A 22,463-nucleotide genomic window follows, 5' to 3' on the forward strand; every position below is an offset into this window, starting at 1 on the left:
TAAATCCGGGGGGATTTTCGTGAATAAAGTAACTAAACTTTCAAAAATTGTTCTGTGTGGAGCGCTTGTTGAGGCTGTCGTAGGTTGCAGCCAACCTGTACGTTTTGCCCCCTCAGTCCTTGAACAAAGCTCTTTGACGGACAACGTTTTCGGTCAGACGCCGGTGATCCCGGAAGTTGAAGAACCGAAAGTCGATCCGTTCAATCCATATAAACACATGTCGGACATCAGTCAGGGTGACGATTCCATGACACCCAATATTGCCGCGGACGAAGGCTTGAACGGCAAAGCCGTTTCAAACTGCGAGCGTCAACGTGCTGACGGCAGTGACCGTTATGAAGAAGAACGCCAGGCAGCCCTGGCGGCTGCGAAAGCAGACACTTCTTTGATTCCTGTGCGCTTTTCTGTTTCGGCCGGCAGTGCTGAAGACGCGATTGCACAGTGGTCTCACGAAAGATCCATTCTGCGTAAAGAATCCAATGGTGTGACACCTTTCTATGTGGGCGCGGCTAAAAAAGACAGTGCGGCGGATGCCTGCAAATGGTCCACGAACTGCAATAAAGCAGCGGTGAAAACCAATCACTTCCACTATATCGCCGACCACCACCAAGCCCGTCGTGAATTCATCGCGGGTGAAAAATGTTTTTTCAGCACCGTGCGCGCCATTGCCAGTGTTGATGACGCCGGTGCAGTGACTGTATTTGAAGAAGGTGCAGCGGCTCCAGCGGATGTGCTGGCATTACAAAACCATTCTTTGCGCAATCTGTACTATGGTGAATCCTATGAAAGCACGGTTGATTCCGGCAGTCCCCGTCTGTTCAAAAAACTGGGCGATGGAACTCCAAACATCGTGGCTCTTTATGTCGCCGACTTGCGTGAAAACGTTGTCGATAAATCCGGCAAGACTGTCAGCATTCTGACACCGGAATTCATCAAGCTGAGCAAAGGCCTGACCCGCGGTGATGAAGTGCGTTTGACCTTCAAAGAAATCTTCTCTTTGAGAACCCTTTGGACCGAACGTGAATTCGTGACCAACGTGCTTTCCTCCCAGCGCACTTCCAAGGCCGGCACCCTGTCTGCCTACGAAGGTGTGCCGCAACTGATCCAGTGGCTGGTTCATTCCGGTGTCGAAGGTACAGCGATGAGCACGAAGTACACTCCTCTGGTTCTGGATTTGGGTGTAAAAAACGTGCGCACGTCCAGCCTTGAAGGCGGAAGCTTTTTCAACCTTGCGAACATCCAGGCACCGGTGACTCATATGACGGCTTGGCTGGGGGGCAATCTGGTGGTGCGCGAGTCTACAAACAGCGTGAATAAAACCCACTTCAGTCGTGAAATTGATGACGGCTTTCTAGTGGTCCCGAATGCGGATGGCAGCATCACAAGTTCTCAGAACCTGTTTGGTTCCCAGATGAAGGTGTCTGTGAACGGTGAAGAAAAAACTTTTGCCAACGGTTTTGAAACTTTGGCGGCGCTGGCGGCGAAAGACTGTCAGTCCGAAGATCCAAAGAAACATTACCTGGGTCCCTGGGACGGTGAACTGTACAGCCAGAAAATCAAAGTCTGGGTGGACAAAAACCGCAACGCGGTGGCAGATGCCGGTGAAGTGATCGGCCTGGCTGAGGCGAAAGTGGCTGCGATCAATGCCTGCCACGTGGTTTATGCCAATGAAAAAGACAAGTACGGCAACAGCACTGAATTGCGCTCTCCGTTCCTGATGTTCAAACAGGGTGAAACCGAACTGGCAGAAGAAGAACTGCTGACCCGCCTGGCAACCGGTAAAGACAAAGACGGTCAGGATGTGGAATTCCGTCTGATGGTGGATATATTCTTTAAAGCTAAACCAGGTGTGATCCTGGAAAATGTTGATACGACGGGCCTTCCGGCTGTAGGAGGTGCCCAGCTTGCACAAATTGTTCAGTAGATAATTCCGAAACCTAAGAGACATGAAACCGCAGGTCGCAACACCTGCGGTTTTTTTATTTAGATACGAACGCTCAGTCCGTCTTTCAAGGCCAGCTTCTGCGCACGCAAAGCCGGAATCAAACCAATCAGCGTCCCGCCAACCAGTGTGATGATCAGATACATCAATTCATAACGGGTGACCCATGGCCCGACAAGATACAGACCGAACTCGGTTTCAATCCACGGTTTCAACACCGCGATCAAACCCCAGGACGTCACAAGCCCCAACGCCACACCCACCGCCGTCAAAAGAGCGGATTCGAACACCAACAGACCCAGAATCTGATTGGACTTCGCACCCACCGCACGCAAGATCGCCATTTCGCGACGGCGCTCGTTCAGTGTTGTTGTCAGGGCAATCAACATGGCCATAAAGCCCACGGCTACAACCATCCAGGAAATCATGCGAAGCACGCCTTCAACATAAGACAATCCATTCCAAAGTTCGCTCAAAGTCGCCCCGGGGATGATCGCCAGCAAGGGCTCGCCTTCATAAGTGTTGATCTCGCGCTGAAGTTTCAAAGTTTCGATGCGGGACTTGGCACCCACAAAGAACGCCGTGATGGTGTGAACTTTCAATTCGTTCGTCAGCTGTTCACGCGGAATAACTTTGTCCATCGCCGGAGCGGCGCCATCTTGCCAGTCCACGTGCAAAGCTTCCATCCCCTGAAGGGACATGTAAACCGCACGGTCCAGCGGAGTTCCGGTTGGTTCAAGAATACCGGAAATCACAAACGGACGGTCATCGTGCTGCAAAATGCCTTCGCCCTTGGTCACACCGTGCGCGACAACAATACGATCACCCAAAGTGTATTTCAGTTTGCGGGCCACATCAGCACCCACCACCACATCCCAGATGTCAGCGAATTCTTTGCCATGGGCAAACTTCACCTGCTGATCACCACGATAGTGATAGTGTTTAAAGAAGTCTTGCGTCGTCCCCACCACACGGAAGCCACGATGGCCATCGCCCAATGAATAAGGAATAGTCCATTCAATCGCCGGATGCGCTTTTACTTTTTCATAGGTTTCATAGGAAATATTATGAGTCGCATTTCCCATATTGAACACCGTGTACAGAATCAATTGCAGCGGACCACTGCGCGCACCGACGATCAGGTCGGTCTTGCTGATGGTTTGCGTGAAGCCTTCTTCGGCGGCACGTTTGGCGCGTTCCACAGTCAGAAGCAAAGCCACACTCAACGCGATGGAGATCACCGTCAGCGTTGTTGCAAACGCGCGGTTCTTCAGGGATTTGATTGCCAACTTCAAAAAGACCATCACACAACCTTGTTAATGGATTCTAAGGAGATTGAACGAGTAAAGAGTTTTTCAATGCTGCGGTCATGAGACACAAACACGACCGTCGTGCCGTAAAGCTCAGAAAGCTCAAACAGAAGCTTCAGGAACTTTTCGCGATGATCCGCATCCAGAGCGGAGGTCGGCTCGTCGGCCAACAGCAGATCCGGTTTTCCCAACAACGCACGGGCCACGGCCACACGCTGCTGCTGCCCGACGCTCAGTTCAGTGACACCTTTTTCCAGCAGATCAGAAATTCCCAGGTTGCCGCACAAAGCGCGGATCACCATTTCGGTGTCCACACTGCCCAGGCGCGCTTTGCGGGCCGGACTGAGATGCAACGGAAGTTCGATGTTTTCACGCACGGAAAGATAAGGAATCAGATTGAAGCTTTGAAAGACATAGCCCATGTGTTCGGCGCGGAAAGAGTCGCGCTCGGAATCGGACATCTTAAGAAAATCACGTCCCAGAATCTGCACAGTACCGCTGGTCGGACGAAGCACGCCCGCCAGAATCTCTAACAACGTTGTTTTACCTGTGCCACTGGGACCGTAAAGAAACAGCTCTTCGCCCTTTTTCACCGTAAATTCAGGAACGTGCAGCGTGGGATTTTTCTGACCTTCATAGGTGTAAGACAAATCCCTGATGGTGATCAGATCATTTGAGCTCAAGAGTTTCTCCGTTCTTGCCAACCTCCAGGGATTTTTGCACCTGATCGGCCAGCACTTCGACCTGCACCTTTTTCAGGCGCGAGAAGACTTTCTGGAAATTGAACGTGATGGTACTGCCTGCCACCGGCGCTTCACAGGAGATATTGAACTCCCCTTCCACGTCGGAATGGTTTTTCTTTTCAATGACCTCGTACATCTCCAGCTTGATTTCACACTTCAAAGACGGATCCAAAACAACCATCTCGGCCATCTTTTCACCCAGCTTTGCCAGGGCCTCGTCTTTTTTCTGCTTGTCCTTTTTGGATTTGGCAGCGTGTTCGAATCCATAGATGGATTCCGCCGGAGCATGGAACTCCAATTTTCCTTTTTTGCCATCAAAGGCCAGACTGACTTTGCCCGCGCCGTGAACGTGTGCCGCCTGTGTGTGGGCCGCGTGATCGGAATGCGCCATGGCCATCAGGGAAAACAGAAGAACTTTCAACATAAAGACCTCCTTGAAAGTTATTTGTAGGGTTCGATCGCCTCACCGATGAGTTCGAACGAGGCGTCCCCGTACATAGACTTCTTAGTCACTAGATTCAAAGTTCCGTGGACCCAGATCGGCCCAACAGCCGCTTCGGATCCGCGTTTCATTTTAACGTACACCATTTGATTCGGCGGTGGTGGCGGAACGTGGATGCAAGCCTGAGGGCTTGGCACCAAAAGGAACTCCACCACTTCGCGCTGATTGTCTTCAAGAGGCACCATGAAGCCCGGGATCTTGACAGTCTTCCCGTCCAGCGCCTTCAGCTCGGAAGAGGAATTGCCAGTGACATAGTCCATCTCACCCAGCAGACGCCAGTCGACCTCGACACCATTCAATGCGGCGCCACCGGATCCGGCAAACTGATAAATGACGGCAGCCAAAACAGCCACCAGTATGAACGCTCCTGCTAATACCCACTTCTTCATAATTCCATTAAAGACGCTCCCCCCTTTAAAAGCAATAGCTTTGCGCACCGCCCGTGCCTCTGATATAACGATGTTTTGTAGTCAAAAAAGGGCCAATTCCATGAGCAACAAAATTCAACGCGTCCGCGGCACTCGAGACCTGCTTCCAGAAGACAGCATTCTTTTCCGTTTTGTCGAAGAATCAGCCTATGAAAAGGCACTTTTGTACGGATACGGAGAGATCGAAACCCCTATTTTCGAGTTTTCTGACGTTTTTCACCGCACTTTGGGCGAAACTTCCGACGTTGTGAATAAAGAGACTTACGATTTTACAGATCGTGGCGGCGAAAGTCTGACGCTTAGACCCGAGGGTACTGCAGGTGTGGCGCGTGCTTTTATTTCAGAAGGCATGATGCAGAGTCTTCCATTGAAGTTCTATTATTCCGGCCCGATGTTCCGTTATGAGCGACCACAAAAAGGACGATATCGCCAATTTTACCAATTGGGCGCAGAGTGTTTAGGTTATGAGTCCCCTTTGGCCGACGTGGAAACGATCTCTTTGGCGTGGGATCTGCTGAAAAAAATCGGCATTTCTGCTGACTGCACTTTGGAAATCAACACACTGGGCGATGCTGAAAGCCGTGCGGCTTACCGCGATACTTTGGTGAATTACTTTACAGCCCATAAGGATCAGCTTTCTGAAGACAGCAAAATGCGTCTTGAGAAAAACCCACTGCGCATTCTGGATTCCAAAGACGAAGGCGACAAGAAACTAAATGCCAATGCACCCAAACTTGAACAATCCTTGAATCAAACATCCCAGGATTTCTTCAAAAAGGTCATCGCGGGCATCGAAAAACTGGGCATCCCTTACAAGATTAATGATCATCTAGTTCGTGGACTTGATTATTATTGCCACACTGTCTTTGAATTCACGACGACCAAACTGGGCGCGCAGGGAACCGTGCTTGCGGGCGGTCGCTATGACGGTTTGATTGAAACCATGGGTGGACCAAAAACTCCGGGCGTGGGCTGGGCTGCCGGCATTGACCGCTTGGCTGACCTGACTCCGAAGGAACTTGCGACCAAACAAGAGGTCATCATTGCCGTTGTTGGGGCTGACGAACAGGGCGAGGATGAAAGCGTGAAGGTCGCTCATGAAATGCGCGTGCGCGGCTTTAAGACTGAAAACTTCCTGTCCGGCAAAATGGGCAAGAAAATGCAAAAAGCCAACAAGCTGGGCGCTCACTATGCCTTGATTTTGGGCGGCAATGAAGTGACCAACAAAACGGTCACAGTGAAGAACTTCACAACGGGCGAGCAAAAAGAAATCACCCGCGCCGAACTTCAAACCTACCCGTTTTCGATCTAGATTTCAGGATAAACTTAAAAATAAAAAACCCGCTCTTTGAAGCGGGTTTTTTATTTTCAGAGGGGCCTTGCCGTCACAATGTCTATTGGATATTGCGCAGTTTGAATTCCATTTTCGGGAAGACAATTCCGCCGCCAAAGCCCAGCTTCACCGCAACGTGAAACAGATCATTCACGCGGTTCTGCGCCGGCAACCAAGAACCTTCAAGCCCCAGGAAAGCTTCGGCCACCACCCCAACGCCACGGCCATAGACCGCGCCATTCAGCTCGCTCAAGGAAACTCCGCTTGGGATAAAGCTGAACATCCACTTGTAGGCGACCTCAAACTTCAAACCGCCATTTTTGAAATCACAAAGATACATTCCCGGAATGCGCACGACTTCATCCGTGCCCGGCACCAGGAAAGCAGCATCAAAGGCCCACACATCGTGATCGACGAACAGACCGACGTTCATGCCATGAGCATACAGATAACCTTTGATCGGAATCTTATCCCCGGGCTGCACATTGAACTGGTTTTGCAAAGTCACAACCAACTGATCGATCTGTTCTTGATTCAGGCGCGTGTTCTTTTTCAAAGACTCGACCAGAACCTCTCGGGACATCCCGGTATCTTTGTCAAAATCCAAAGCCCACGCCGTAGCCGATCCCAACGAAAGACAACCCAACAACAACACGGACAGAACAAGTCTGATGATCATGGTGATTTCTCCTGTTGAAAAAAGGCTACCGCGAAACCCGGGGGTTTAAAAGTCCTTTAAGCTGCTAGTAAGAATCCGGAAGATAGTCTGAACGGAATTCCACAAGTTCGCCATTATAATTCACGATCATACGCAGATTCTTACTGGTTCCTTCAGAAGGATTGCCACAGTTGATGCTGTAGAAGTCTTCAACCATTTCAATGCGCGTGTCAGCGGCATTCAGCAAAGCCTCCAGCTGATGAATATCGAAGCCTTGGGGGATGGATTGAGCATAAAGTTTATGCCAGTAAAAAGATGGATAATCCGGCTGAGGCATCAGCTCAGCGTAAACCGACACCTGAAGCTCGAGCGGCCCCGCAATTGTGGTTGTCAGATAAATAGTGTGATTTTCAACAGCATCCTTAAACAGAGATGTTGAAAGCACCTTCGTACTTTCGCGATAGTACTCAGGCCCTCCGCAGCCAGAAGCGGCCGCCAGATTTGGCATCATAGAAGCAAGACCCATCAGAATAACAAGAACGAACTTTTTCATACATCCTCCTTATGGATGCCCGCAAACTAGCAAAACCCAAGGACATACAAAAATATATAATTTCAATTAAATTCATGCTAAAAAGGCATAGATGAACTTACTGCACTTGCAATACTTTTATGTGGTCGCCAAGGAAGGCGGCTTTACCAATGCCTCCAAGGCCTTAAGAATCCAGCAACCCGCCATCAGCCGCATGGTGAAACAACTGGAAGATTCCCTGGGGTTTGCATTGTTTGAACGAGTCGGCCGTAGAGTTCAATTGACCGCCCAAGGCAAAGAAGTTTTCGAACGCAGCCAACGCATCTTCGAAGAGGTCGACAGCCTGCAATCCGCCGTAGGACATCTGTCAGCCACCGCCCAAGGGCCATTAAACTTTGGAGCCTCTGAACCCATCGCCAGCCACTTCGTGCCTGATGTCCTGGGAACCTTGCTGGCCGAAGCCCCACAGCTTTATCCGGTCGTGTATTCAGGTTCGGCATCAATGCTATTTGAAAAAATCAGCAGCGGCGAACTGGAGTTCGGCCTGTTCTTTCACATCCCAAGCCTGCCCCCAACATTGAAAATGAAAGTCCTAAAAAAGATCCGCTTCCACCTTGTCATCAGAAAAGACCTGAGAAAAAAGGCAGCGATCCTAGAGTCCTTCATAGGCTCCCGGGAAATCGATGACACCACAACCAGAGCTTTCCCGACACTGGAGAAACTAAAAAAGCTTCACCCCAAAGCCAGCATCAAAATCTCAAGCAACAACCTGACCGCCCACCGAACCATGGTCCTCAAAGGCCTGGGCTGCGCCGTCTTGCCAGATTTCCTCATCGAACAAGACCTAAAATCCGGCATCCTGACCGACCTGCTTCCAGCAGAAAACCTGCAATTCGACTTGAAACTAGTCCAACGCCAAACCGCCGTCCCCAGCCTGAACATGCAAACCTTCCTGCACCACTGCAAATAAACGCACCGCTTCGGAAAAAGTAAGCAGGTACCTTTTCCGCTAACGCAGAGCTTCTGCAAAAGTAAGCAGGTACCTTTTAGGTAAGGCGTCACGTGGGGTTTAGAGGTGGGGGCTTGGGTGCCCCAAACCGAGTTCCGCAGCGCCAAGAAAGATCGGCAGCAGCAATCAGAAAACAAAAAAGCCACCCATAAGGTGGCCTTCACAAAGCAAACATAGCGCGAGGACTGTCTGAGCGTTTGGGGCACCCAAGCCCCCACCTCTAAACCCCGCCGTACTGGCGCGATCTATTTACGGTTCAACTTAATGGAGTGCCCTCTCTGCCAACCCGGAATTTTCAAGGAGGCAGCACGAGTCCATACGACCATCAAAATCAGGCCGACAACAAACATAGCAAGACTCAGCCACTGACCGCGAGTCAGACCCAAAGCCTGGAAACCGATGTGTGCATCTGGCATACGGAAGTGTTCATCAACAACACGAACCACCGCATAGATCAGGACGAAGCAAGCCGCGATAAAGCCCGGTTTGCGTGGTTTTCTCCATAGAAAGAACAAGAACATAAAGATCAGCAGACCTTCACCGAAAGCGGCGAACAACTGGGACGGATAGCGCGGAGTCAACAAAGGCGCAATCGCCTCTTTTGCTGCGATATTGCCGTCCTGGATGGATTCGACCACTTTATTCAAAGTTGCATACAACTGCTCACGCGCTGGCATGTCGAAGCGGAACTTATCCACAAGTTCCAGCCACTGTTCACGGCTGACACCAATTTTTTCAACCACAGGAACAAGCTCAGAAAGCTTCGCAGCTTCCTGACCTGGCCAGGAAACGATGTCTTGCGGGAATTTCACGGCCAATGGATAAGTCGGATCACAGGGACGGCCGACAAGTTCACCGTTGATGAAGTTCGCAATACGACCAAAGAACACCCCGATCGGGCCCGTCACCGCAACCAGATCCAGCAGGTACAAAGAGTTCACAGAATACTTGCGCGCATACAGCAAGCACGCAATCACGATCCCGATGATCCCACCGTGGCTGGCCATGCCGCCTTCGTTGACCGCAAGGACACCCCAGAACGGGAATTCAGACTTGAACTTCATGAACAGATCCGGGCCGTAGAAAAGCACGTAGCCCAAACGACCGCCCACCAAAGTACCGATCGCCGCATATGTGATAAAATCGCCGACCATTTGGACAGACAAACCCGCACGTTGTCTTTTTGCCAGCCAAGTGATCAGGATGTAGGCGCAGATAAAGCCCATCATGTAAGAGAGGCCGTACCAACGGACTCCGAAATCACCGGAAATTCTTAAAGCAAATGGATCGAAATCATGAACCACAGACGTATCCTTCTTTGAGACATACAAGGGTCTCGATAAGAGAATTTTTGGACCTTATGGTAATAAAGCGAGAAAATGGGGGTATGTCCAGATTTTCGTCTCTACTTCTACTGTGCATTATTTTGACCGCGAGTCTGTCTCAGGCTCAATCCGGCAGTCGCTGGGGCAGCGGTATTGATTTCACCAAACGAGCGACGGCCCGCGAAGGCAGCCGCTGGTCCTTGTCGGAATGGCTCGAAATGAAGAACCGCAACCGCATGATGGATATGTGGCTGTCGGTGAATTCGCCGTCACCATACGAGTTTTCACTTGGGGCTTCGTACAATTCATTCAAAACCGAGGACCCCGACAACACGGCCGTGAGCGATTCTCATGTGTCTTTCATGGGCGAGCTGTCGGCCTATGCCCAGTTCGTGGGTGTGACCGCAGAATATGAAAACAACAGCGATGAGGAGTTCAACGACCTGACCGGTATGCTGAACATCCGCGTTCTGGGAAATTCGATCCAGAACACCTCGCTAACCCTGCACTACGGGATGCGCACGCGCGAGGCCGATCAAAGGCTTTCGCAGCAGTTCGGCCAGGTGTCGCTGCAGGTTTATTTGACCAAGTACTTTGGAATTGACGGGAAATATCGCTATTTCCTTCCCACCTCCACGGATGAATTGGGAGATGTCGAAGGCAATCGCACCGAAGCCGGGCTTTTTATAGACTTTAAAGCCGTGCGGATCTTCGGAAACTGGTACAAGGAGAGCCAGAAAACAAAAATCCCTGCTGCTACCGATGACACAGTCACCGATCGCACAGGGATCAGGTCAGGACTTAAGATCTTCTTCTAAAGAAGACAAAAGGCCCGGTTTTGCCGGGCCTTTTTTTTTAAAACTTAAACTATTCCAACTCGATAAGCTTGTTTTCGCCGCTTACGAAGTAGCTCTCTGTCGCTTGCTCGTGAGCCATTGGAGAAGTCACTTTCCACTCCATGTTCATTTGCATACCAGCTACAGGATCACGCTTGGAGCCTGTGTTGAATACAGACGGGATGATCGCGTTAGCGTCGAAGTTGAAGCCCCATGCAACAGACAGGTTCGCTGGCATGAAGGTCGCGTTAGTGATGTATTTACCAACGCCATCAGCAGAACCACCTGCAGTGTAAGTTACGCGGTAAGAGAAATCGACAACAGACATACCGAAGCCGTTTTCATAAGTTACGTTGTAAACTTTGGACTGAGGAATGTTCCAGCCAGCAAGGTCAGACCAGCAAGTCAAACCAGCAGGAAGAGCATTTGCAGTGTCCAATTTCACGTTAACAACAGATTTACCTGCGTTGATAACTGCGAAGATTTTTTTACCGATGTTGATGATTTGATCCACGATCAATTCGATCGCGTTCAAAGGATTCACGTCGTTAGCGATAGCGGACTCGCCAGTGAATTTCACGCGCAATGGGCGCTGAGAGTTGCAATCCTGAGAAAGACCGTTTGCACCTTTGGCATACGTTTCCATCTGTGGATATTGAGCAGTTACGTCACGAACGATAACTCTCTTGATTTCGAAGTAAGCTTTGTCTGTAGCGAATGCGGATGACGCCATACCCAGTGTCAACGCAGCTGCGATAATAGAACGAATCATTTGGACCCCCTTGTTTCGTTGGCAGGGGTCATATCAAGGCAAATACGAGCTTTCAAATGAAAAAGCCCCGATGCTGACTATTTAACCTTTCGCAAGGCGTTACCACTCTTTGGTGAGCGTAAGCATCGGGAAAATCCAGGATTTCGAGTCTGAGGAGCTGGTTTCGGTGCCGTCGACGGTCTTCTTTGTATAATTTGCCAGGTAATAGTTCAAAGACGCCCCGATATGGAAGCCCTCTTTGAACTCGGGCATGACCCCGAACTGAAACCACATGCTGGTCCCCGTCCATTTTTCGCTTTCACCGTCGTTGGTGAAAGTCCCGGTGCTTAGAATATTGTAAGCCATGCTGACACTGTAAAGTTCATTGCGCCCGAACTGCCACTTCACGTAAGGCCCCGTGTCGGTCGAGGCAAAGTCGATCGTCACTTCGTCTTTGTCAGTGTGTGAGATTCCAGAATAATTCCACCCGCCCCAGATGTGCTTTTTCAGACTGAACAGCAGGCCGATATTGTAGAAGTATTTAGCGGAGGTTCGGGTTTCGTCGGTGGTCAGATTGTCTGACATATAGGTGCCACCCAGCTCCAGCAAAAAGCCGGCGTGGGCATTCACAGAAAACAACACTAAGAGGACCACCAATAGTTTCTTCACAGAATCTTTATCGGTGGGTTTACTTAGGACCCCGAGGCCAGCCGAGGTCCAGTTGCAAAGTCTTAATTTCGTTTCAACAGAGCCGCATAGAAGCCGTCATAGCCTTCTTTATCCGGACGAACATGAATTTGCTTGAGCAAAGTCCAGTCCTTCCCGTGTTCGGCCATGAACTTTTCAATCTGCTTTTCGTTTTCACTCGGCAAAAGGCTGCAGGTCGCATAGACCATCTGCCCGCCTTTTTTGGTCATGTTGCAATAGGTGCTCAAGATCTCGTACTGCAGACCATGCAGACGGTCGATCTCTTCGTTGCTCAATTTCCATTTGGTGTCAGGATTGCGGCGCAAAACGCCCATTCCCGAACAAGGCACATCCAAAAGCACGCGGTCCGCAGTGTCGTACAAGCGTTTGATCACTTTGTTGGAATCAATCAAACGGGTTTCGATCACGTCCACACCATCACGGCGGGCACGAACTTTCAGCTCTTTCAATTTCCACTCGTGAATGTCCAAAGAAATGATCTTGCCCTTGTTTTTCATCATGGAAGCCATGTGCAAGCTCTTGCCGCCAGCACCAGCACAAGCGTCGATCACGCGGTGACCCGGTTCGATGCCCAACAAAGGCGCCACCATTTGGGAAGCGGCATCCTGAACTTCGAACAGACCCAGCTTGAAGGATTCGGTGATGAAGACGTTTTTACGTTCCACCAAACGAAGAGCGTTCGGCAGATCCGGGGAAACTTTTGTGGCATTGATGCCGTCTTTTTCCAAAGTTTTGATCAGCTCATCCGGAGTGGTTTTCAAAGTGTTGGTGCGCAGGAACACTTCCGCGGGCTTGTTCAGCGCGCGCATCGCATCCTTCCACTCTTCGCCCAGTTCCAGGGTGCCCCGTTCGTGCATCCAGTCTGGAATTGACTGAGCGATGGCGAATGAAGATACGTTCTTGTCACGGGCGATGACTTCTTTCGGATCAAGACCGTCAAGTTCTTCCCAGTCAGGAAGCTCGTTTCCACCGCGCACCCAGTACGCGCCCCAGACTTTCCAAAGATCGTTGTCGTCAGCCAGGTGGGAAAGCAGACGCTCCCAGCGCACGATTTCGTAAACAGATTCAGCAAAGAAACGGCGGTCGCGGGAACCCCAGCGGGTGTTGGCCTTCAGGTGGCGCTGGATGACTTTGTCGGCATAGAAACCCTGTTCAAAGATTTCATCCAGAGCGGTGACGATTTCAGATACGAGATGCTTGTGAATTTTCAAAATGTAAACACCAGGCCAGTGGCCAAAAAGGTTCCGTTGAACTGCCCGGAGGACAGAATAAGAAGGTGGTTTTTTAAACCAGCTTCAATGAAGAATCCAGTGTTTTCAAAGATATTGAAGAATCGTGCCCCCGCAACAACCTGATAATCCAGGGACAGTGCAGATTTTCCAGAGGCCTGTTTAAAGAACACTCCCAAACCGGCACCCGCACCGAAATACAGCGGGAAACGCGAGGTCGCATCCGGGAACATGATCATCGGAACAAACGCCAGTTTATTCGGAGTTTCGCCCCCCAGGTCGTACTCGGAATAATCAATTCTTAGCAGCATGTCCATGGAGTTGTACCACTCGCCCACCCGGTAAGTGACGCCGAACTGGTTTTTACCCACATCGTCTTCCTGACCGTTCTTGCCCCAGTCATAGGATTGCGACGCCATGTAACGGCCAAAGTGCAAAGCCAGGTAATGATCCGACGGACCGCCGCCGGTATTGAACGAAGACGATGACGCCGTATCACGCGGCTGGAAGTACTTGGCGGCAGCATCACGGCCCACAACAGGCTGGGAGTCTTGGGCTGTGGCAATGGAGCTCAAAAACAAGGGCAAAATCAACGATAGAAAAGTCTTCACACGCACCTCAATTCTGGCTTCTATTCTATTCAGTTTTCCCTCTGGCGAGGAAGTCGTTGACACGCCAAGCCATCAACACTAGACCCATTGACTGAAAGCAGGCGCCTCCCTAATCTCCGGCTAGCTTTTTGGACGGGACTAAAGACTATGAAATGCCCTTTTTGCGGACATGCTGATGACAGAGTTTTGGATACCCGAGTGCAGAAGGACGGAAGCATCCGCCGCCGTCGTGAGTGCCTCGAGTGCAAAGCCCGTTTCTCGACTGTAGAAACGATCATGCTCGCGTTCCCGTTCATCATCAAAAAAGACGGCCGCCGCGAACCGTTCAGCAAAGAAAAAATCCTTAAGGGTCTTCAAGCCTCCTGTCAGAAGCGTCCGGTCAGTCTGGCGCAGATCGATGCGGTGGTTGAAAAGATCTCTGCCTGGGTGATCAACCGTGGCGAATCCGAGATCTCTTCCCGTCTGATCGGGAAAAAGGTCATGGCAGAACTAAAACAACTGGATGACGTTGCCTATATTCGCTTTGCAAGTGTATACAGAACCTTCAAAGACGTTCAGGAATTTGTGGAGACGCTGGAAGACGCTGAACTTCTTGATTTTGTCGACGCAAGTAATCCACAATTAAGCCTCACCGCTATGACATTTGTTGAAAGCGAGAAAAGTACGAACCATGAAACTGACAGCAAGACGCCAAGCCCGCGAACTCGCCCTCCAGGTCCTCTTTCAAACTGAGTTTGCTCCGCAGATCAGCTACCAAACCTTCCTGGAAGTGTTTGAGCAAAGTCTTGACCCCGAAGTGATCACTTATGCTGATCTTCTCGTGACCGGTGTGAAATCCAACAAAGAAGCGATTGATTCCAAGATTCAAGCCTCCAGCGCCCACTGGAAAGTGGAACGCATGGCGACCATCGACCGCAACATCCTGCGCATTGCCGTTTACGAAATGCGTTTTGCCGCAGACCCGATCAAAGAAAACATCGCCATCAATGAAGCGGTGGAAATCGCCAAAAAATACGGAACTTCCGATTCTGGCGGCTTCGTTAACGGACTTCTTGATCAAGTCGGCAAGGCTCACTAATGGCTCTTAGCGTACTTTCCCAGGCCAGCGCTCTGAACCCGGGTTCCGACCTGTGGATTGTGCCTGATCTGGAAAAGTCGCCGTGGACCGCGAAGCTGGATTGGTACCTGAATTTTCAGGTGTGCAAGTCTTCGCGCCATCAAACTCCGGCTCTGCCCGAATTTTTAGGTCTTGTTCTGGAACAGACCGAACTGAACAAGCCCGCCGTGCCTGCGATGTCTGTTCAGCCGCTGATGATCGCCTCTGACAAACTTTTGCCAAACAAATGGGTCGTGATCCTTCCCTGGAACGAAGACCTTACCCAGTGGACCGCCGAGATTTTCCGCATCTGGAAGAATCTGAACGAGCCCACTTTGCGCATCTTCATGCCACCTGGACAAAGTACCGGGAACCTGCAGATTGCGTGGCAGTCCCACCACCCGGTTCAGGAATTCACAGTCGTCCTTGATTAAACAAACGTTTCTCCCCACAATTAAATAAACCGCCATCACCAACATCATCATTTGGCGGAGCATCTTAGTGGGAGCGTTCATGGAGAAATTTTCGCAGTCTTTGGTGTCAACAATCACAAACCTTCAGAAACGACTAGAGTCTGTTCTGGACAATGATTTTGAAGCCAAGGTGGAAGCCTCTGAACGTCACGCTCACTTCGAGCCATCCCGCGATCTGTCTTTGGTGCGCGGCCTTTCTTTGGGTCTGCCGGAAGATCACATTGATCGTGCGATTGTGGTGTTCTCGCGTCTGGCATTGTTGTTTGATGCCGGCGTTATGCTGGAAAATCACGATGGTCAGTGGAAAGCGCAAGCTTACTTCCAAAAAGGTGCGACTCACCTTTTGAAAAACAATTCCAAATCCTTTGTTAAAATCCCGCCGATGAATCTTTTGTCTGTGCTGTCCACCGCATCCCAGCCGATGCTGGAAAAACTGCAGCTGCAACATCTGGATCCGGAAAACAAAACGTCCTGCCTTTTGATCAAAGCAAGCCCTGACTTCGCCTTTATTCTGTTCTCGGGCATGGCAGACCTGTGGCTGAAAGAACATGTTGAAAACGTGCGTCGCGCCCTGATCAACGGACTTGCTGACTGATGGACGGCGATAACAAAACCTACACCATCTATATTCTTTCCGACAGTACCGGTGAAACCGCGGCAACCATGATTCGCGCGGCTTTGGTTCAATACACCACCAAAGACGTTAATATCATCCGCTGTAAAAACGTGCGCACCGACACCCAGGCTGAAGCCGTTATCGAAGAATGCTTCGAACGCCGTGGGATGCTGGCCTACACCGTTGCCAGCCAGGGTCTGCGCGCCAAGATCCGCGAAATGGCTTCAGGCAAAGGCATTCCCTATTTTGACCTTCTGGGTCCGCTGCTTTCAACTTTGGACACTTTCTTTGGTCAGCATTCCGAAGACACCGTGGGCGCATTGCGTGCCGTGGATGAAAGATACTTCAAACGCATTGAAGCCATCGAATACACCGTAAAACACGACGACGGCAAAACCTTTGCCGAACTGGACAAAGCCGACATCGTCCTGGTCGGGATTTCCCGCACCAGTAAAACTCCGCTTTCCATCTTCCTGTCCCATAAGGGCTGGAAGGTTGCCAACGTGCCGCTGGTACTGGACACTCCCCTGCCAGAAGAATTGTTCAAGATCGATCAGCGTCGCATTGTGGGTTTGATCATCGATATGGATTCCCTGCAGCGTATCCGCAAAAGCCGTTTGGAAAAATTCGGCCAGGATCCGGGCGGATCCTATGCCTCGATGTCTCACATCGCCAAAGAAATCGAATACGCTGAAAAGATCTTTAAAGTGAACCGCCGCTGGCCCGTGTTTAACGTCACCGAACGCGCCCTGGAAGAAACCGCCAGCGAAATCGTGCGTATCATCGCCGCTCGCCTGGGTCTTCCTGACAGCGTTATCTTCTAGAACCTTTGCGGAGCCTTTAAAATTTGAACTTAATAGTTTGAATTTTGGCGGCTCCGTTTTCTTTTACAAAAACGACATAGCCGTGGGATTGTTTTTTTAGTCCGGTCAGCTGCATGCAGAAAGCCGTTTCACCCGCGACAGGTTTCATGGGCTGGATCGGCGCATTTTCTTCGCACTCTCGCACATCTGAAAAAGAAATACCCTGATCCAGAAACTGAATCATCTGAGCCTTCACCGCCGGAATAAGCTTTTCTGACAGTTCGGCATTGGCACAGCGTAAAAGATCCGCCTCTTTAGCCTTTTGGTTTTCGCAAGCACGGAAGGCCTTCCAGGTTTTACGGGCTTCCGTCACACTGACCTTTTCCCCTGCCGACCAGGCCAGGGACAGCATCAACAGATAAACCATTACTGCGCCCCTTTCTTTTTCTTTTCACCGAAAAGCTTAAACAGCAGATAATCTCCGCCACCGGACATCGCGGCCTGAGCGGTGTCGATCACGTCTTTGGTGGTCATCGGCGAGGCTTTTTCAATCTGGGAACTTCCCGTCCCCAGACACAGCGGATGCAACAAGAATGCGGATTTATCCCCGTGGTTTTTTTTGGCCGTAGCACAGGCGTTCGCATCCACCGGACAGTTCAGGTTCCATTTTTTGGTGACCGCTGTGATACGATCATGAATTTCCTGATCTGCAAAACTGCTGCAATTGATCGTTTCATCCATCACGGGTTCAAAATAATTGGCCAGATCAAATTCGCGGTTCTTTTCAAACTTTCCGTTTTTACAGACGATGAACGGCGGGGCCCCGTCAAACAGATCGCGCCAGAAATAAAGACCTTTATAGTTTGCCATCAGATCGGCATAAGATTTCACGCCCGGGCGCTGCAACCCCCACGTCGCATTTTCCTGCATGACGCCAACTTCAAGGGCCTTTTTTACTTTATCGGCCGGAAGCTTTGCATCCTGACCGACCATGTCCCAGTACATGGAACCGTGAGAAAAGAAATGGTCGATCTTATCAAACCCCACAAAGAAGGTTTGCCCTTTCACCTGCACTTTCGCACTTTGCGAGAAATAAAGCTGCGTGTATGGTCTTCCCGCCGCATAAGGAACTTCGGAGTGATGTTTGGGACCGGCCTGCGGCACATTGAAATACAGAGCTTTGGTGATTTGCGGAAGATTGCGATCCAGATCGTCTTCCAGGTATTTTAAAAATCTTTTTCGATCACAGGATTTGCTGCTGTAATTATAGTTATCAAGCGCCATCGCCAAAATGGAATTCACCACGCGATTGATTTCGGCATTGGCCACCACCGCATTCTTGTCACGACGGGCGGAAAAATTGTCAGGCTCCCCTGCAAAGACGCTCCAAGAAAATAAGAAGACCAAAAAAAATGCCATTGGTTTTATTATCCAATGGCATCGTCATTTTTCCCAAGCTTGTTGGCAGACCCTAAACAGAATCAGACCTTGGTACTACGGCTAGGGCTGCTGGCCACGCTTTCCGGCCCACAGTTCAATTCCTTCAGGGGTCAGAACCAGTTTGAAGCGATCTTCCATAGAGCTTTCAAAGACCATTTCAAAAGACTGCGGGAACTCATTCGTCGCCACCACCGCCTTCACGCTGCGGCCCTGGATTTTCACGATGTCCGACGGAAGAAAGCGAATGGTGCAGGTGGCTCTGACGTCTTCGCGGGCGCACTCGATCTTTACGCTTTCATCGGCACTCAACCAGCGATAGCGGCCTTCAGCACCCACGGCATCCATGAACTGCTGGATACGTCCGTAAGCGCCTCGCTCATTCAGCAAAACGCCGACTTTCTCGGCACGGTGAAACACCGCCACAGAATCGGCTGCCGCCTGAGCGCCGGCCGCTGCCAATACGATCATAATCAAAGCCATCAATGCCTTCATACAGAGTCCTTTCGTTGAGGTGACCTTAATGATCCCCCTTAAGAAATGCGAGAAAACCCACTGAACCACATAAAAACCCGTCAGACACCACAAAATGCCCCGTCACAATCCTGACAGTTGTGGTAATTTTGCCGATCCCGGCCCCATTTGCTTTACACCCGCCCCCGGCTTCTTTATGGTCGGCCCATGCTTAGATACTTGATTTTATTGTTTTTGTTTACACCCATCATCGCTCAGGCCACCTGCGTTCCCAGCGATAATTCCTGTGATTACTATCAATGCAAAGAACAGGAATTAAGCTGCGGCAGTCGCGGTTATTGGATGAACTTCGGCAAACCCTATTGTGAAAGCTTTCTGAAAGACGAAAAGAAATTCGCGCCCAGAGCACAAACCTGGTTGCAGGATGTGCGTTTATGTCTGCAGGAAAGAACCCTGGAACTGGACAGACAGACCAGCTGCAACGACATCTATGATGTAGCCATGCACAGTCACGTCAGTTGTTATGTGGATACGGGATTTTGCGAATTAAACACAGTCGAACGCGCCCGCGTTTACTGGTACTTGAAGGGTGCGCTTCGTTCGGCCAAGACCTGGGAAGAAGCGACCCTACTTCATAAGGCTTGCTGGTTTAAGAAGCAGCTTTCCAACCCTCTTCTGCATCCATATCTGCACGAGTCGCTCTGGCAGGAGCCCCATCATTAGTCAGAGCTGGCGCTTGGCGCCCGCTCCCGTAAACGACGTTATTAAGCTCATCGACCACATTCTTCATGATCGCCGCCTGAGTATTGATCTCTTGGGCGGTGCCCGCGATTTCCTCAGAGGACGCGGCATTCGACTGCACGGATTGATCCAGTTGGTTCATGGCTTTTGAAATCTGAGAAATACCCGTGGACTGCTCTTCGCTGGCCATGGAAATTTCGTTGTTCAGATCTGAAACCTTCTTCACCGAGGTCACGATGTGCTTCAGCATCTCGCCGGATTTCGCCGACTTGTGCGTGCCACGTTCGATTTTTTCAACGGATTCCTTGATCAGACCCGTGATGTCTTTCGCCGCAGAGGCAGATCTTTGCGCCAAAGTGCGAACCGCTTCCGCTACCACAGCAAAACCTTTACCGTGTTCTCCGGCACGCGCCGCTTCGACAGAGGCATTCAACGCCAGCAAGTTCGTCTGGAAGGCGATATCATCAATCACGTTGATGATCTCTTCGATCTGTTTGGAAGACGCTGAAATCTCGTTCATAGAAGACAGCAATTCGCCCATCTCTTTTTCACCCTGAACTGCCGTATCAGATGACTGTGCCGAAAGTGCCGCCGCCTGCTTCGCGTTGTCCGAGTTCATTTTCACCATGGATGTCATTTCCTCCAGGGCCGCCACGGTTTCTTCCAAAGAAGCTGCGGAAGCACTGCTGGATTCAGACAGGGACTGACCCGCAATGGACAACTGATGAATCGCTGAAGACACCAGGTCACCAGAGTTCTGAAGTTTTTCAGAAAGACCGCTGACAGATTTGGAAATATAACGAGCAATCATCATTACCGCCACCAGCAACACAAAGATGCCAGTCAAAGAGATGATCACTTGAGTCCACACTGCGGCATTGGCTTCAGCCAAAACCGTTTTCGTCGGTGTTCTGACAATCAAAGCCCATGGTTCTTCCGTTGCGCCCACGTTCATCGGGGATACAACATACAAATACTCAAGACTGTCTTTCGGATCCACACCGGTGATCACCAGTGGCTCGCCTTTGCCGATAGCTGATTTGAATTTTTCCGCTTCGAACGGGTACTCTGCGGCTTTGGTAATCATGCCTTCATCCGGGTGGGACACCCAGTTACCATGGGCCGTCACCAGGAAAGCCTGAGACGTTTCAAACGGCTTGATACCCCCCGCTTTTTTCTGAAGATCTTTCAACGGCAGATCGACACCTGCCACGCCCACAAACTTGCCATCAATCACAATAGGCACCACCGCGGAAGTCATCAGCACCTGCACACCATCAATTGGGTACAGGTAAGGTTCAACCATGGTTTCTTTCAAACGCTGTTTTGGAACCAGATAATAGTCACCGTCACCCTGCTTGGCGTAACCCACCAACGGAGTCAAAGATGACTTGCCTTTTTCCCAGTTCAAATAAGGCACGAAACGACCGGTTTCATCATGACCTTGCACGGACACAAATTCAGAGTCCTTGCCATCCCAGGCATTCGGCTCCCAGCCCGTCCATGTACCGATAACGAACTTGTTCTTTTCCAGAAGTTCACGCAAAGCATCCGCTACCTGCGAACGGCTTGTGTTACCGTGTTTTTTGAAGGATTCAAGAATGTGCGCGACGTTGCGGGAAATGTCCAGTCCGCGTTCAACCTCCAGGCGCATTTCGGTGGCGTAAGCCTGCCCCATGGCCACGGTTTTATCAGTCGCTGCTTTTTCTGCATTTTCATGGCTGTTATTAGCCATAAGGAAAGTCATTGTTCCCAATACCAACAATGCGATGAGAATGATCGGCACTGCCAGTTTCACCTGAATAGAATAGCTTTTCTTCATAGACGTCCCTTCCGACGAAAAAGATCCGAGAATCTTTTCGGCAGAAAGGGAGTCAATATTAATGAGACCTAAGATCAGCCTTTTTCCTGCTGAGCCAAGGTCTGATAGAACACCTCGACCAAAGCACGGCTGTCAGAGTTCTTTTTATAATAGAACATCAGATCAATTTCGTAGTGCATGTCTTTGACGTACACACGATTCAAACGGCCCGAACGGACTTGTTTCTTGATCGAGTGCGCTGGCAGGAAGCCCCAGCCCAGGCCCGCTTCGATCACGCGCTTCAAAGTACCGACATTAGAGGATTCAAAGATCGAATTGACCTTCGCCCCTTGAGTCTGGATTTTGCCATGCAGTTCGCTATAGAAGGCCGGGAATTCTTCGGTAAAATCCACCAGGGGGAAAGATCCCATGTCCTTAACCATGATCTGTTGGGGCATTTTTTCATCTTTACTTGAACCCACCAGCCACATTTCTTCCTTCAAAAGGAATTTCTGTTCGCTGCTATCAAGCTCGGAAGCAAACTCCGTCTGCACATCCGGAAGGATCAGCACATCGTACTGGCCTTTTTTGTATCCCTTGATCAGCTCATCCCCGCGATCGTATTCAATCTTCAGGGTCAGCTCGGGATTGTGGCGCATCAGGCGTCCCACAATGGGACTCATCACGTGCAAACCCAAAGAGTTCAGTGTCCCAATTCGCAACTGCCCCTTCATTTGATTACCGATGGATTTAATGGCGATTTCAGCCTGTTGGGTCAGATGAATGATCTTCTTGGCGTACTCATAAAGCACCTCCCCTTGAGGAGTGGCTTTGATTGAGCGTACGCCCCTTACCAGGAGCTCCACGCCTAGATCTTCCTCCAGATTGCGAATCTGCTGAGACACCGCAGGTTGAGTCAGATAGAGCTTATCTGCCGCAGCAGTCATGCTCCCTTCGCTGATGACAGTCACAAAGGTGGTCAGCTGATAAAGGTTCTTCACAAGAAAATCTCCCTTTTGCTCTTTGATCCGAGAGGAAATTGTTATTATACTTGAACTTCAAACGCCTATTCCGGAACAGCCGGAATACTAATGGTCAACCAGCC

26 protein-coding genes are annotated in these 22,463 nt (G+C 50.4%); 10 read left to right on the plus strand and 16 right to left on the minus strand.

Features of this window, described 5'->3' with window-relative positions:
- Window positions 1-19: 19 nt before the first annotated feature.
- Complete coding sequence (locus tag AC04MQ_RS13055) at window positions 20-1,924, plus strand: iron-regulated protein frpA (protein ID WP_475392287.1); 1,905 nt, start codon at window positions 20-22, stop codon at window positions 1,922-1,924.
- A gap of 59 nt (window positions 1,925-1,983) precedes the next feature.
- Here AC04MQ_RS13055 and AC04MQ_RS13060 read toward each other — a convergent pair whose 3' ends face one another.
- Genes AC04MQ_RS13060 through AC04MQ_RS13075 form a run of 4 tightly spaced genes read right to left on the minus strand, consistent with a single transcriptional unit; the run spans window position 1,984 to window position 4,886 of the window.
- Window positions 1,984-3,246 carry an ABC transporter permease gene (locus AC04MQ_RS13060; RefSeq protein WP_475392362.1) on the minus strand — a complete coding sequence of 421 codons (1,263 nt, stop codon included), beginning with the start codon at window positions 3,244-3,246 and terminating at the stop codon, window positions 1,984-1,986.
- A complete protein-coding gene (locus tag AC04MQ_RS13065; protein ID WP_475392288.1) occupies window positions 3,246-3,935 on the minus strand; it encodes an ABC transporter ATP-binding protein in 690 nt (229 codons plus the stop codon). The genes AC04MQ_RS13060 and AC04MQ_RS13065 overlap by 1 nt, the downstream gene beginning before the upstream one ends.
- Window positions 3,922-4,419 carry a ZrgA family zinc uptake protein gene (locus tag AC04MQ_RS13070; protein WP_015090209.1) on the minus strand — a complete coding sequence of 166 codons (498 nt, stop codon included), beginning with the start codon at window positions 4,417-4,419 and terminating at the stop codon, window positions 3,922-3,924. The genes AC04MQ_RS13065 and AC04MQ_RS13070 overlap by 14 nt, the downstream gene beginning before the upstream one ends.
- Before the next feature lie 17 nt (window positions 4,420-4,436).
- Window positions 4,437-4,886: a DUF3299 domain-containing protein gene (locus AC04MQ_RS13075; protein ID WP_235046271.1), complete on the minus strand. Its 450-nt coding sequence runs from the start codon at window positions 4,884-4,886 to the stop codon at window positions 4,437-4,439.
- Between the two features lie 100 nt (window positions 4,887-4,986).
- On the opposite strand from AC04MQ_RS13075, the gene hisS reads away from it, so the two are divergent.
- Window positions 4,987-6,237 carry a histidine--tRNA ligase gene (gene hisS / locus AC04MQ_RS13080; protein ID WP_015090207.1) on the plus strand — a complete coding sequence of 417 codons (1,251 nt, stop codon included), beginning with the start codon at window positions 4,987-4,989 and terminating at the stop codon, window positions 6,235-6,237.
- An 82-nt stretch (window positions 6,238-6,319) separates the two neighbouring features.
- On the opposite strand, the gene AC04MQ_RS13085 is transcribed toward hisS, so the two are convergent.
- Both AC04MQ_RS13085 and AC04MQ_RS13090 read right to left on the minus strand, forming a co-directional pair.
- Complete coding sequence (locus tag AC04MQ_RS13085) at window positions 6,320-6,937, minus strand: hypothetical protein (protein ID WP_475392289.1); 618 nt, start codon at window positions 6,935-6,937, stop codon at window positions 6,320-6,322.
- A 64-nt stretch (window positions 6,938-7,001) separates the two neighbouring features.
- A complete protein-coding gene (locus AC04MQ_RS13090; RefSeq protein WP_475392290.1) occupies window positions 7,002-7,469 on the minus strand; it encodes a hypothetical protein in 468 nt (155 codons plus the stop codon).
- A gap of 91 nt (window positions 7,470-7,560) precedes the next feature.
- On the opposite strand from AC04MQ_RS13090, the gene AC04MQ_RS13095 reads away from it, so the two are divergent.
- Window positions 7,561-8,418, plus strand: coding sequence for a LysR family transcriptional regulator (locus AC04MQ_RS13095; RefSeq protein ID WP_475392291.1), 858 nt, complete (start codon window positions 7,561-7,563; stop codon window positions 8,416-8,418).
- A gap of 284 nt (window positions 8,419-8,702) precedes the next feature.
- On the opposite strand, the gene lgt is transcribed toward AC04MQ_RS13095, so the two are convergent.
- On the minus strand, window positions 8,703-9,761 hold the full coding sequence (gene lgt / locus AC04MQ_RS13100; RefSeq protein ID WP_475392292.1) for a prolipoprotein diacylglyceryl transferase: 1,059 nt from the start codon (window positions 9,759-9,761) through the stop codon (window positions 8,703-8,705).
- An 83-nt stretch (window positions 9,762-9,844) separates the two neighbouring features.
- Between lgt and AC04MQ_RS13105 the strand changes: the two genes are divergently transcribed.
- Window positions 9,845-10,600 carry a hypothetical protein gene (locus AC04MQ_RS13105; RefSeq protein ID WP_475392293.1) on the plus strand — a complete coding sequence of 252 codons (756 nt, stop codon included), beginning with the start codon at window positions 9,845-9,847 and terminating at the stop codon, window positions 10,598-10,600.
- Window positions 10,601-10,649: 49 nt separating this feature from the next.
- On the opposite strand, the gene AC04MQ_RS13110 is transcribed toward AC04MQ_RS13105, so the two are convergent.
- The 4 genes from AC04MQ_RS13110 to AC04MQ_RS13125 form a co-directional block, all read right to left on the minus strand.
- Complete coding sequence (locus AC04MQ_RS13110) at window positions 10,650-11,390, minus strand: hypothetical protein (protein WP_011163627.1); 741 nt, start codon at window positions 11,388-11,390, stop codon at window positions 10,650-10,652.
- Window positions 11,391-11,489: 99 nt separating this feature from the next.
- Window positions 11,490-12,038: a hypothetical protein gene (locus tag AC04MQ_RS13115; protein ID WP_148278720.1), complete on the minus strand. Its 549-nt coding sequence runs from the start codon at window positions 12,036-12,038 to the stop codon at window positions 11,490-11,492.
- Between the two features lie 62 nt (window positions 12,039-12,100).
- Window positions 12,101-13,288 (minus strand): RsmB/NOP family class I SAM-dependent RNA methyltransferase, encoded by a 1,188-nt coding sequence (locus tag AC04MQ_RS13120; protein ID WP_015090199.1) that lies wholly within the window; start codon window positions 13,286-13,288, stop codon window positions 12,101-12,103.
- Window positions 13,285-13,917, minus strand: a complete 633-nt coding sequence (locus tag AC04MQ_RS13125) for a hypothetical protein (RefSeq protein ID WP_235046269.1) — start codon at window positions 13,915-13,917, stop codon at window positions 13,285-13,287. Before AC04MQ_RS13125 ends, AC04MQ_RS13120 begins: the two co-directional genes overlap by 4 nt.
- 147 nt (window positions 13,918-14,064) lie before the next feature.
- Between AC04MQ_RS13125 and nrdR the strand changes: the two genes are divergently transcribed.
- From nrdR to AC04MQ_RS13150, 5 genes are all read left to right on the plus strand, one after another.
- The gene (gene nrdR, locus AC04MQ_RS13130; protein WP_011163623.1) at window positions 14,065-14,649 is read left to right on the plus strand and encodes a transcriptional regulator NrdR; all 585 of its coding nucleotides are present in this window, start codon (window positions 14,065-14,067) and stop codon (window positions 14,647-14,649) included.
- A complete protein-coding gene (nusB, locus tag AC04MQ_RS13135) occupies window positions 14,588-14,995 on the plus strand; it encodes a transcription antitermination factor NusB (RefSeq protein ID WP_041577077.1) in 408 nt (135 codons plus the stop codon). The genes nrdR and nusB overlap by 62 nt, the downstream gene beginning before the upstream one ends.
- Window positions 14,995-15,447, plus strand: coding sequence for a hypothetical protein (locus tag AC04MQ_RS13140; RefSeq protein WP_015090195.1), 453 nt, complete (start codon window positions 14,995-14,997; stop codon window positions 15,445-15,447). Before nusB ends, AC04MQ_RS13140 begins: the two co-directional genes overlap by 1 nt.
- A 79-nt stretch (window positions 15,448-15,526) precedes the next feature.
- Window positions 15,527-16,081 carry a GTP cyclohydrolase gene (locus tag AC04MQ_RS13145; protein ID WP_235046268.1) on the plus strand — a complete coding sequence of 185 codons (555 nt, stop codon included), beginning with the start codon at window positions 15,527-15,529 and terminating at the stop codon, window positions 16,079-16,081.
- A complete protein-coding gene (locus tag AC04MQ_RS13150) occupies window positions 16,081-16,926 on the plus strand; it encodes a pyruvate, water dikinase regulatory protein (protein WP_011163619.1) in 846 nt (281 codons plus the stop codon). Before AC04MQ_RS13145 ends, AC04MQ_RS13150 begins: the two co-directional genes overlap by 1 nt.
- A gap of 16 nt (window positions 16,927-16,942) precedes the next feature.
- Here AC04MQ_RS13150 and AC04MQ_RS13155 read toward each other — a convergent pair whose 3' ends face one another.
- The 3 genes from AC04MQ_RS13155 to AC04MQ_RS13165 form a co-directional block, all read right to left on the minus strand.
- Window positions 16,943-17,332 (minus strand): hypothetical protein, encoded by a 390-nt coding sequence (locus AC04MQ_RS13155; protein WP_015090192.1) that lies wholly within the window; start codon window positions 17,330-17,332, stop codon window positions 16,943-16,945.
- Window positions 17,332-18,324, minus strand: coding sequence for a hypothetical protein (locus AC04MQ_RS13160; protein ID WP_015090191.1), 993 nt, complete (start codon window positions 18,322-18,324; stop codon window positions 17,332-17,334). The genes AC04MQ_RS13155 and AC04MQ_RS13160 overlap by 1 nt, the downstream gene beginning before the upstream one ends.
- Before the next feature lie 81 nt (window positions 18,325-18,405).
- Window positions 18,406-18,837, minus strand: a complete 432-nt coding sequence (locus AC04MQ_RS13165; RefSeq protein ID WP_475392294.1) for a hypothetical protein — start codon at window positions 18,835-18,837, stop codon at window positions 18,406-18,408.
- Between the two features lie 186 nt (window positions 18,838-19,023).
- Between AC04MQ_RS13165 and AC04MQ_RS13170 the strand changes: the two genes are divergently transcribed.
- Complete coding sequence (locus tag AC04MQ_RS13170; protein WP_148278719.1) at window positions 19,024-19,539, plus strand: hypothetical protein; 516 nt, start codon at window positions 19,024-19,026, stop codon at window positions 19,537-19,539.
- Here the strand turns inward: AC04MQ_RS13170 and AC04MQ_RS13175 are convergent.
- Window positions 19,466-21,379, minus strand: coding sequence for a methyl-accepting chemotaxis protein (locus tag AC04MQ_RS13175; RefSeq protein WP_015090189.1), 1,914 nt, complete (start codon window positions 21,377-21,379; stop codon window positions 19,466-19,468). The genes AC04MQ_RS13170 and AC04MQ_RS13175 overlap by 74 nt on opposite strands.
- A gap of 74 nt (window positions 21,380-21,453) precedes the next feature.
- Window positions 21,454-22,359 (minus strand): LysR family transcriptional regulator, encoded by a 906-nt coding sequence (locus tag AC04MQ_RS13180; protein WP_015090188.1) that lies wholly within the window; start codon window positions 22,357-22,359, stop codon window positions 21,454-21,456.
- Window positions 22,360-22,463 lie beyond the last annotated feature (104 nt).

The sequence above is a fragment of the Bdellovibrio sp. MYbb2 genome (assembly GCF_056175685.1).